Consider the following 10,011-nt stretch of genomic DNA (forward strand, 5'->3'; position numbering starts at 1 on the left):
GGCGCCAACCCGCCCCACCGGTCCGAGCTATGAGGGCCGTTGTCCAACGCGTCCGCAACGCGCAGGTCCATGTGGACGATGCGTTGATCGGTGAATGCGGTCCCGGCGTGATGATCTTGGTCTGCGCAATGCAGGGCGATACGACAGACAACGCCGATGCGCTGGTCGACAAAATCGCCAAGTTGCGCATTTTCAAAGACGACGCGGGAAAAATGAACCGATCCTTGCTGGACGCACAAGGCAGCGCACTTGTGATCAGTCAATTCACGCTGGCCGCCGACACATCGCGCGGCAATCGCCCGGGCTTTTCGGCGGCTGCCGCCCCGGATGAGGGTGAAAAGCTGTATGATTACTTTGCCGCCCGGCTCGCGGCGCAGGGCGTGCCGACCCAAACAGGCAAGTTTGGCGCGGACATGGCCGTGAGCCTAGTCAACGACGGCCCCGTTACGATTCAGATTGAGCGTTAGGCGCGCGTCGCCGCCCAAACCACCCCCGGATCGTGGCCACGTCCAGAACCGGCTCATCTAGGCTTTCTGCATAGCTCTTAATTGAGATCGAGAGCATTGATTCAAGCGTGAAATACGCCCTCAAGATGCGAAAAATCAAATACTCCGGCAGGTACAACAATGCCATCGGCTTGCCGTTGATCAAACATGCGAAACACGCCACCAATGCAGGTGCGCCCACCGCAACAGCAATCACCGCTTGTATTTCAAGCGGGCGCAGCGTGTGGAACCCGCCAAAGTATTCGATCAAGCCAAACAGCACGAGGGGCACGACCATCGCGCGGCGTCCCGAATTCACGAGCATATAGGGCAGAACGACCTTGCCCCGCACCGTGGCACGCGCCGAGAATATCAGCGCCCGACACCGCGATGAGATATGATAAACCGACCGAAACCACCGCATCCGCTGCTCACGCATGTGGTGGTATGTGCCGGGCACTTCGCTTTCGAATTGGACGTCCGGATCGCACACAAGCCGGTAGCCCAGCTCTCCGATCCGGAGAGACATATCGGTGTCTTCCCCGTTCATCCCCTTCACAAAGCCACCCAGCTTGCGCGGCAACTCCGTGCGATAAGCCGCGAACATGCCGGGCACACCGACGACAGAATTGATCGTGGTAAAGCCCACGGAATAGAACCCATGCTTGACCAATGCCTCAAGAAAGCGAGCCCGGTCAAATAGCCCCCCACCAGGCGAAAACGGCAGTCCACCCACCGCGCCGCACAGAGGATCGCGAAAGTGGCGCATGACCTTAACTAACGCATCAGGGAACATGATCGTGTCCGCATCAAGCCGGATCATATATTCGGTCTGGACCCGGTCGATCGCGGCGTTCAGCGCGTAGGACTTTCCGGCCCGTGTCTCCAGAAACACCTCGCCCGTCATATGCGCACAATCGCCCAGCGCCCGGTCCGCAAGGGCATGGGTGTCATCCGTCGAATTGTTATTGGCGATGATAATATGCACCGTACCCGCGTATTGTGCGGCGGCGGCATCGGCGGCGGCGATCACGCGTCCGATGATGTGGGCTTCGTTATGAGCGGGCACAAAGAACGTGACTGGCGGCATGAACGTTTGATGCCGGTCACGCAGCAACATCAGACTGGACACCAGATAAAGCGTCACAAAGAAGCTTGGCAAAAACAGGAAAACCCCCGGCCCGATCCCGCCCAACAGCGCGATGTTGCGCAGGGCGTGCACAGCGTTCAGATCCAGCATCGTCAACCAGATCGACAGCCCAGCACATAGCAACGCAACACACCCCACGGTCGCCATGGTCTGCCAGTTGCGGCGGGTGTCGATCTCCATCGCGATGGGGGGCGGCATTCGGCCCCGTTCAAGCAATTTGAACGAATAGATCGCAAAGCCCGCAACACCCGATACGATGGCCACCACATTCACATGCATCGCCACACCCAACCACAGGTGTATCACCGCCGACGCCCCGTCGAGCAGTACACAGAACGCCAGATAGCTAAGGCACATGTCCACCATAATTCCCAGCATATGCCCCGGACGCCGGTCCATGAAGACCGCGAATGAGATGTAAAAACACAGGATAAACGTTCGAACCGAAACGGTGTAATACCCTTGATACCCTTGGAAAAAGTAGAGGTCGTGTTGCGGGAACAGCGCCGCAAGCAGCGGGATATTTCCCAAGCCCCAAAGCGACGCGGTGGACAGAACGCAAAACACCACCAACAACAGCGGTGCCCGAGTTTGGGGTACCTGATGCGAAAATTGCTTGGGTGCGCTGTCTACGGACCAGAACTCATGAGTTGAGCGTTTGGCCGGAGCCTCGGTAGGGGCGTCGGTGGGGCGCTGATCAGTCATAGGGCTAGTTCACCACAGGCTTGGCGCGCGGTGTCGTAGCAGTCGCCATGAACGCAGGCCCATTTGGGTGAATTGGCCCCTGAACCGGCCAAATCAGATGCACGCGCTCAGGGTCTGGCATCGGGATCACGTCAGGCCCGGCTTTTGCGGTTGTCACCGCCAGCAGACGAGGCCGAGGGATCGGCCGATTGCCCGGTTTCAGCGTCCGCGGGGGCCGCGTGTTCGCAGTTGTCTCAAGATCGATTTCAGGCCCGAACGCAACCAGCGCGGGCCGCATGGGCCGGCCCGTACGCTCAGAAACACCTGCAAAACCGCTCGGCACGCGTGGGGCCAAGCCCGCTGATGGCGCCTCGGGACGTGCCACCTGCGTGGCCACCATCACCTTGGGGGTTGTGTACGCGGTTTGCGCAGGCTTTGCCGTTTGCGCCGCGGGCGGTAAGGACACGAGTGCCGCGACCCGCCCCCCATCCGCGCGGATATGGGGCGCAAGATCCGTTTCCGACGTGATCCGCACCAAAGCGTAGGGCGCGTCCATCTCATTGCCCAGTCGTGGCCACAGCACCCACAGATCGTGGGCCCCAGCGGCGCGAGCCTGCGCAACGGCCTGCCCTAAGGTGGTCCGCAAAATCAACTGCACCGTGCCGGGCGTATATCGATCATCGGTTGCCGCCAACGTCCAACGCGTCGCTGGGCCAAACGCCTCGGATAGGAACTGCACGGCACTGGTCGCCTCAGCGGCGTTAAACGCAGATGCCACGACAAGCGAAAGATCACCCGGCAAAGCGGCACCAAAGGCGGCCACATCTGCATCCCCAGACAGCGCCCCACCGCGCAGGCGGGTTCCGGCCTCTAACTGGGCCATCACGGGGGTGCCCGACAGGCACGTCACCCCGCTGCGCGGTTCATCATTCATGACCCGCAGCTCCAACACATTCGCAAAGCCATGATACTCTGCCGGTAAGGCCACGCTGCGGGCAATACGCGTAACATTCTCGCTTAGGCGTTCTGTATGAATGGCGCGGCCATTCAGGACCACCGACAACATCCAGCGGTCGGCTTGATCCAGCCCCACAAGCGACATCTCAAAATCAAAATGCGTAGGCAGCGTGCCGTCTGGCGTGCTGCGGAGGTCGTAGGGAATGCGCCAGTTGGTCCGATATTCAAAGAACTTCGCATCCCACAAGGGCGACCCCGCCGAAGGTTGCATGGGCCACTGGTCCAGCACAGGTGCGGCGGTCGCAGCAACATGTTCGTCGGCAATATCCAGATCATTTGAGCTTAGCACGACGGCACCATCACGTCCGCCCTGTGGCGCGACAAAGCCAACCTGCGTGCCCAGCGCCGCTTCGTTCATTGCGAACCGTAGCATCCGCGCCATGGTCTCTGGCTCAAGTCCCGCGCCCCAAACAACGCGCGCCGGATCGCCCGAAACGCGCATCCGGTCCCCAAGGGATGTCAGCGGTGCTTCGGTCGTGATGTTCAGATGGCTTGTGGGCTCGACCCGCAAAACCATCCCGCCAGACCACCGCGCCGTACACACCGCAGTGGGAAAGCGGCCATTGGCGGCAAGTGTGACCTCAACCACGGATTGGGTCAGATCGGCGGGCAATAGGTTCAGCGTGACGCGATGCTCGGATTTGCCCGCGGGCAGAACCAATTCCCCCCGGCGCTGACCGTTGATGTTGATTTTAAGCCGAGCGACGCCGTCCTGTTGCAACTGCGCAGTTAGATCAAGCGTTAGGGTTCCGGCCTCAACCCGCGCCTCACGCGGTAGGTTGAACCGCGCGCGGTGATACCCAGGGGAACCAGACAGCGCGCCCCATGTATCCTCTTGGCGCAAAGCGATCACATGATGACGGTCGCCGGGTCGCGCATCGCGCCGCTCAACGTCCGAGGCAAAATCGTGCAATACACGATCCGCCTGCGCCAAAGGCCCCAACGCCCGAGAAGTCGTATCCCGATCCGTCCACAACGCAAACTGGATCAGCCCCATCACAAGGAGCGTGAAAAGCGCTAAACCCAAAAGCCTCATTTGCGTGTCCTTTCATCCGCCAGCCAGCCCGGCCCTGTTTCACAGAACTTGATGTCTGTTGGGGCGCGTGCTGGCAGGACGATCCTTGGTCCCTACTCTGCCGCGATCTGACGATGCAGTGCCTCTTCGGTGACGATCCCTGCCTTTTGCTGGCCCGTCCAAGTGGACACACACGGCACAGCGTCGGCATCGAAACGGTGCAAGTATTTCTGCGCGATCTCGACGGTTTCGGCCATCAAACCCGTGCGGAGCGTGGTGGGGTTCAGCCCCAGCTTGAGAAAACTGTCGTTACAAACGACCAGATCATTCTCAGCGGCTTCTTTGCGCGGGTTGTCGACCATCGCGATCTGGGCACCTGTCAGATCAGCCACCAAATGGGCCAAATCCCGCACGCGGTGCTGTTCCGTCACTTGGTTCATAATCTTGACCGGCGCGCCTTTTTCGGGCGGATGCGCCACGGCCAAGGCGACACAACGCACAGTGTCGCGGATATGGATGAACGCGCGTGTTTGACCCCCGGTGCCGTGCACCGTCAACGGATGACCCACAGCGGCCTGCATCAAAAAGCGGTTCAGAACCGTGCCGTAGTCCCCGTCGTAATCAAAGCGGTTGATCAACGTGGGATGCAGACGCGTTTCATCCGTTTGCGTGCCCCAGACAATACCCTGATGCAGGTCCGTGATCCGGATTTCATCATTTCGGGCATAGAATTGAAACAGTAACTGATCCATCGACTTGGTCATGTGATAGACCGAGCCGGGGTTGGTGGGATACAGGATCTCACGCTCGGACCATTGCCCATCGTCGTTCTCGACCTTTACGGGCAGATATCCCTCGGGGATGGTAAAGCCCTCGCCGGCGTAGCCATAGACCCCCATTGTGCCAAGGTGGACAACATGCGTGTCCAACTCAAGGCCCGCGATGGCAGCCATAAGATTGTGCGTGCCGCGGATATTGTTGTCCACCGTATAGCGTTTGGCCGATACGTTGCGCATGGAATACGGGGCTGCACGTTGTTCGCCAAAATGCACGACCGTATCGGGCTTGAGCATCGCAAACAGATCCTCAAGCGCGCCATAATCCCGCGCCACATCGATCTGGAAAAAGTCGATCCGGTTGCCCGTTACTTCCTTCCACGTCTGGATACGTTCCGAGATGTGGGCGATGGGTGTCAGGCTTGATGCGCCCAGTTCTCGGTCGATCTTGCGCCGGGACAAATTGTCTACGATTGCAACCCGATGTCCCTGCGCCGACAGGTGCAAAGCCGTAGGCCAGCCGCAAAACCCGTCTCCCCCGATAATGACTACGTTCTTCATACTGCTGCCTTTCATTGCACAGCGCCCCCAGTGGTCAGAACATCCCTCGATGCCCTTGCTGAGATCAGTATGGTTAACGAATTTTGAATTTATTCGGCCAAACTATGACCTTTTCAGACGACAACGCCTTACGCCCGCCCCAATCGGACGGCGCACACAACATGTGGGGGCAGTGTTCTATAAGTCAGCTAAAAGTGGACCTACTCAGTCCCAGTCAACGTTGAATTTCGTGACCAATCCGTTGATTTCAGCAGCATTGAGCACCTTTGGCGACAGCCCACGGGTCAAGATTGCCAGCTTGGAAGCCTCTTCCAATTCTTCCATCGCGTAGCACGCAGCCTCCAGCGATTTGCCCGCCACAACGGGGCCGTGATGGGCCAAAACCACTGCGGATCGCTTGCCCGCAAGCCCACGGATTGCATCCCCCATCGCCGGATCACCGGGCATGTAATAGGGCAGCAATTTCACCTTGCCGAGCCGCATGATCCCATAAGCCGTCAGGGGGGGCAGCATGTTGTCTGGGTCTGTTTCGGGCAAAAGCGACAGGGCGACGGAATGGGTTGAATGCAGGTGCACCACCGCGCCAGTTTGCGCCGCACGGGTTTCGTAAAATGCGGTGTGCAGCGGGACCTCTTTGGTGGGGGCATCACCGTCTAGGTGCCGCCCGCCCGCATCGATCACCGACAATGTAGCGGGGTCCAAGCGGCCAAAGCAATGACCCGTTGGCGTGACCAACAAGCGGCCATCCTCGAGCCGGGCCGAAATATTGCCCGAAGACCCCGACGTCAGCCCGCGATTAAACATCGAGGCCGCAAGCGTGCAGATATCTTCGCGAAGTTTGGCCTCAGCCGACATTATGCGTTCTCCAACAGCGCGAGCGCTTCGGCAAAGAAATTCGGGCTACCAAAGTTGCCGGATTTCAGCGTAATCGCGAGATCTTTGTCGTCGCTTTTGCAGAACGTCCACGGCACGCCCGGCGCGATCTCGGGGCCAATGGCCAAGCGATCGATTTCCAGCTTGCGGGTCACAGCGCCTGAGGTTTCGCCACCCGCGACCACAATGCGTCCCACCCCAAGGTTGCGCGCATCCAGCGCCAATTGCGCCAGCGCGTCCTCAACCAACACGCCCGCCCGCGCGACGCCCAGTTTTTCTTGGGCCGCGGCGACTGTCGCGGGCTCTGCAGTGGCATAGATGATCTTTGGGGCGTTGATGTCCTGTGCAGCCAACCACCGGCGCGCGAGCAGGACGCCTTCGCTGGCCAATTCAAGCGGGTCCAACCGAAAGCCCTTGGCATGGTCCAGATAGGCCCCGACCTGCACCCGGGTCATGGCCGAACAACTGCCCGACAACACTACCGATCCCGCGCTCAAACTGGGCGGCGTTGCGGGTGCTGCGGGCCGCGACAGTGCCCCGGCCTGTGCGTACAATTCCGGCAGGCTCTGCGCGATTGCGCTGCCGCCGGTCAACAGCGGCAGGTCATGGACAGCCGCCGCAATCGTATCAAGGTCCTCTGAGGCGATTGCATCCAACACCACGTGGGCAACGTTCGCCTCGGCCAGCCGCATCATCGCGGCCTCAATCGCGCCTGCGCCGGCGCGAATGGTGGGCAGGTGGATCGCACCGACCTCACGACGGACCTGAGGCCGCAACAGCCGCGCCAGCGACGCGTCGCGCATCGGGGTCAGCGGGTGGTCCTTCATGGGCGACTCGCTCAGCAACTGGTCACCGACATGCAGATAGCCATTATAAACCGTCCGCCCATTTTCAGGGAACGCGGGGCAATAGACCGTCTGGCTCACGCCCATGTCGGTCATCAGCGCCTCGGCCACTGGGCCGATATTACCCTGCGCCGTACTGTCAAAGGTCGAGCAATATTTCCAGAATATCCGCTCAGCCCCCGCATCGCGCAACCACGCAAAGGCCGCGCGCGCTTGGTTGACCGCGTCCTCACGTGGGAGCGTCCTGGATTTGAGGGCGATCACCTCAAACGGAGCCAAATCATCAGTCGCCTCGGGGATACCGATCCGCAAGTTCACCGCCACTCCGGCCCGCGCCAACATGGCGGCCAAATCGGTAGCACCCGTAAAATCATCCGCAATTGCACCAAAAAAAACTGACATAAGACCCTCCCAAGAACGCACAAACTGTAGTCCGGCACGCACCAACCACAAGCACTGTCTTTTGCCCACCTATGCGATTGTGACAAGTGATGCAGAAATGCAAAGCCGCGTGAGATTGCTCGCGCCTCGGGTTGGGCGTAGCATCACCTCGAATCCGATCAGGAGCGTACAATGCCCGACACAACCATTCCTCAAAGCTGGGAGGCCCGCGCCGAGGCTGCCTCATTCTTTGGGTTCACCGACCTGCCCTCGATCCATGCGCGCGGCACCGTTGTGCTGACCCACGGCACCGGGCCGTATGTGCATGATACCAACGGCAAGACATACCTAGACGCGAATTCAGGGCTTTGGAACATGGTCGCGGGGTTTGATCACCCCGGCCTGATCGAAGCGGCCCAAGCGCAATATGCCCGGTTTCCCGGCTATCACGCCTTCTTTGGGCGGATGTCGGACCAAACCGTGCAGCTGTCCGAAAAGCTGGTTGAGGTGTCGCCCTTTGAACGCGGCAAGGTGTTTTACACCAACTCCGGATCAGAGGCGAACGACACCATGGTCAAAATGCTGTGGTTCCTTTGGGCCGCGGAGGGCCAGCCGGAACGCCGCAAAATCCTGACCCGCAAGAACGGCTACCACGGGGTCACCGCGGTGTCGGCATCCATGACGGGCAAGCCATACAACTCTGTATTTGGCCTGCCCTTGCCCGGTTTCGTCCACCTTAGCTGCCCCCACTACTGGCGCGAAGGTCGTCCGAATGAAACCGAGGCCGAATTCACCGCCCGGATGGCCCAAGAGCTAGAAGATACAATAACACGTGAAGGCGCCGACACTATCGCGGGGTTCTTTGCCGAACCGGTGATGGGTGCGGGCGGCGTGATCCCCCCGTCCGAGGGGTATTTTCAGGCCATCGTGCCGATCCTGCGTCGCCACGGCATCCCGATCATCAGCGATGAGGTTATTTGCGGCTTTGGCCGGACGGGCAGCACCTGGGGCTGTGAAACCTATGATTTCATGCCCGACGCAGTGATCTCCTCCAAAAATCTGACCGCCGGGTTCTTTCCGATGGGTGCAGTCATCTTGGGGGCTGAACTGTCCGAAAGGATGCAGAACGCGGCCGAAGCGATTGAGGAATTCCCGCATGGGTTTACCGCATCCGGCCACCCTGTGGGCTGCGCCATCGCGCTCAAGGCGATTGACGTCGTGATGAACGAAGGCCTGATGGAAAACGTGCGCACCCTAACCCCCCGGTTTGAGGCCGGCATGGCCGAATTGGCCAAACATCCGCACATCGGGGAATGGCGCGGCAAGGGGCTGATGGGAGCGCTGGAGGCCGTGCGCGACAAAGACACACGCACGCCGTTTGCTGCGGATCTGTCGATCTCAGAGCGGATTGCGAACACCTGCACCGACCATGGGCTGATCTGCCGCCCCTTGGGTCAAAGCATCGTGCTGTGCCCGCCGTTCATCATGACCGACGCACAAATGGATGAGATGTTCGAAAAACTGGAAGGCGCACTGACCCAAGTCTTCAAAGAGGTCAGTTAACGCAACGAAGGGGCGGATTTCATAGTCCGAAGACCGCCCCGAATACGATGATCAGGACTTGTTCATCTTAGACAGAATGGCCTGCATATCAGCCAATTGCTTTTTGATCGCGTCCAACTCTTCTGCTGCACTTTCGTCCTCAGCGGCAGGTTGAGGCTTGGCCTCGGCTGCGGGTTCATCACCCGGGGTCCAGCCGCCGGTCATAGCCGCGAAAAATGCCTTTTGCTGCGCTTGCATCGCCTCAAACCCTGGCATCTTGGCCAATGGGTTCATCACACTGGCGTTCTCGATCATCTTGGATTGGCCGGAGCGTAGCATATCAAAGCTCTGTGCCAAGAAATCCGGCACAACCGACTGCGCTTGTGTTGTATAGCTACGCACCAAATCCGTCAGAACCGACAGCGGTAGGACGTTTTCGCCCCGGCTTTCATGCTCTGCAATGATCTGAAGAAGGTACTGGCGGCTTAGATCATCCCCGGATTTCAGGTCAACGATCTGTACTTCACGCCCTGCACGGATAAAGCCCGCGATGTCCTCTAGCGTCACGTAATCGGACGTCTCAGTGTTATACAGCCGACGGCTGGCATAGCGTTTGATGAGGAGCGTTTTGTCCGTTTCGGCCACGATGTGCCTCCCAGGCTTCTTTGCGGTGCAGCAACCC

General features: G+C 59.7%; 8 protein-coding genes. 2 read left to right on the forward strand and 6 right to left on the reverse strand.

Going from position 1 to position 10,011, the window contains the following annotated elements; translation table 11 throughout:
• Positions 1-29 precede the first annotated feature (29 nt).
• A complete protein-coding gene (gene dtd, locus AC4GMC_RS15480; protein ID WP_487876911.1) occupies positions 30-467 on the forward strand; it encodes a D-aminoacyl-tRNA deacylase in 438 nt (145 codons plus the stop codon).
• On the opposite strand, the gene AC4GMC_RS15485 is transcribed toward dtd, so the two are convergent.
• The 5 genes from AC4GMC_RS15485 to otnK all read right to left on the reverse strand — a co-directional run bounded on the left by AC4GMC_RS15485 (position 445) and on the right by otnK (position 7,808).
• A complete protein-coding gene (locus AC4GMC_RS15485; protein ID WP_487876912.1) occupies positions 445-2,340 on the reverse strand; it encodes a glycosyltransferase family 2 protein in 1,896 nt (631 codons plus the stop codon). The two genes, dtd and AC4GMC_RS15485, sit on opposite strands and share 23 nt — an antisense overlap.
• Before the next feature lie 4 nt (positions 2,341-2,344).
• Entirely contained in the window at positions 2,345-4,372 is a 2,028-nt protein-coding gene (locus tag AC4GMC_RS15490) for a cellulose biosynthesis cyclic di-GMP-binding regulatory protein BcsB (RefSeq protein WP_487876913.1), read from the reverse strand.
• Positions 4,373-4,464: 92 nt separating this feature from the next.
• Positions 4,465-5,688, reverse strand: coding sequence for an NAD-dependent epimerase/dehydratase family protein (locus tag AC4GMC_RS15495; protein ID WP_487876914.1), 1,224 nt, complete (start codon positions 5,686-5,688; stop codon positions 4,465-4,467).
• 204 nt (positions 5,689-5,892) lie between these two features.
• The gene (gene otnC, locus AC4GMC_RS15500; RefSeq protein WP_487878275.1) at positions 5,893-6,543 is read right to left on the reverse strand and encodes a 3-oxo-tetronate 4-phosphate decarboxylase; all 651 of its coding nucleotides are present in this window, start codon (positions 6,541-6,543) and stop codon (positions 5,893-5,895) included.
• Positions 6,543-7,808: a 3-oxo-tetronate kinase gene (otnK, locus tag AC4GMC_RS15505; RefSeq protein WP_487878276.1), complete on the reverse strand. Its 1,266-nt coding sequence runs from the start codon at positions 7,806-7,808 to the stop codon at positions 6,543-6,545. The genes otnC and otnK overlap by 1 nt, the downstream gene beginning before the upstream one ends.
• A gap of 171 nt (positions 7,809-7,979) precedes the next feature.
• Between otnK and AC4GMC_RS15510 the strand changes: the two genes are divergently transcribed.
• The gene (locus tag AC4GMC_RS15510; RefSeq protein ID WP_487878277.1) at positions 7,980-9,350 is read left to right on the forward strand and encodes an aminotransferase; all 1,371 of its coding nucleotides are present in this window, start codon (positions 7,980-7,982) and stop codon (positions 9,348-9,350) included.
• A 51-nt stretch (positions 9,351-9,401) separates the two neighbouring features.
• Here the strand turns inward: AC4GMC_RS15510 and phaR are convergent, their stop codons facing one another.
• Entirely contained in the window at positions 9,402-9,974 is a 573-nt protein-coding gene (phaR, locus tag AC4GMC_RS15515; RefSeq protein WP_487878278.1) for a polyhydroxyalkanoate synthesis repressor PhaR, read from the reverse strand.
• Between the last annotated feature and the right edge of the window lie 37 nt (positions 9,975-10,011).

The organism is Thalassobacter sp. (assembly GCF_982993085.1).